The sequence below is a fragment of the Mesorhizobium sp. M2C.T.Ca.TU.002.02.1.1 genome, from assembly GCF_003997225.1.
The window spans coordinates 1-774 of record NZ_RZTO01001380.1 but is presented as its reverse complement, the minus strand read 5'-3'; the positions used below and the strand labels follow the sequence as shown (position 1 = coordinate 774).

Annotated in this window: 2 protein-coding genes; both read left to right on the top strand. The window is 62.8% G+C overall.

Going from position 1 to position 774, the window contains the following annotated elements:
• Positions 1-408 precede the first annotated feature (408 nt).
• Positions 409-618, top strand: coding sequence for a hypothetical protein (locus tag EOD07_RS36225; protein ID WP_127238494.1), 210 nt, complete (start codon positions 409-411; stop codon positions 616-618).
• Between the two features lie 42 nt (positions 619-660).
• A partial coding sequence (locus EOD07_RS39270) for a VOC family protein (protein ID WP_164772947.1) occupies positions 661-774 on the top strand: 114 nt, incomplete at its 3' end.

Here is a 774-nt window from a genome sequence, read left to right as displayed (position 1 = left end):
CCAGACGATCTCGGTCGGCATCCCCGACCCACATTCCTCCGCCCTCGGCGGCAAGGGCGTGGGAGAACTCGCCATCGTCGGCATCGCGCCGGCGATCGCCAACGCGGTGTTCCACGCGACGGGGAAGCGGGTAAGGGATTTGCCGATCACGCTGGAGAAGTTGATTTAGCGCCGGCCTTGTCTCCCCCTCGAGGCAGATGTCGCCAAAGGCGACAGAGGGGTTGCCGCGCGTGAAGCGCTAACCTCCATCTGCCGCAACAGGCCGAGCCCAGTCGGACCGCCCTCCTCTGTCCTGCCGGACATCTCCCCCGTTACGGGGGAGATCGGCAGTTCCTGCGACGGCGCCCGGAACCCGTCCTCCGTCGCGCGCGTTTGCAACGAAGCACTCCACGAAATGGAGACGGACAAATGGCAAGCGCAGCCGACCGCGATCCGCGGCACCACACGCAGAAAATGCAGAAAGCATTCCAGGAGATTCAAGACCACCTTCGGGAAGACATCACGAAGCTCGATGAGCCCCAGCTGAAGGCCATGTTCGAGACGTCGGCGGAGGTCCTGGGCGGCCTGATCAAGGCATTCCGGGACTACGAGCAGAAGAATGAGGCGGCCTGGCGGTAAACCGGCTAAAGTGCTTTACCGTTTCACGGAAAAGGCAAGACGATGTCCGCGTCTGTAAATGTCCGATACATGGTCAACGACGTCGATGACGCCGTGGCCTGGTACACGCAGCACCTGGGCTTCACGCAGCTCTCGAACCATGCACCGGCCTTCGCG

Coding starts and splice junctions, on each gene's coding strand:
- EOD07_RS36225 (WP_127238494.1), top strand. CDS start 409: ATGGCAAGCGCAGCCGACCGCGATCCGCGGCACCACACGCAGAAAATG.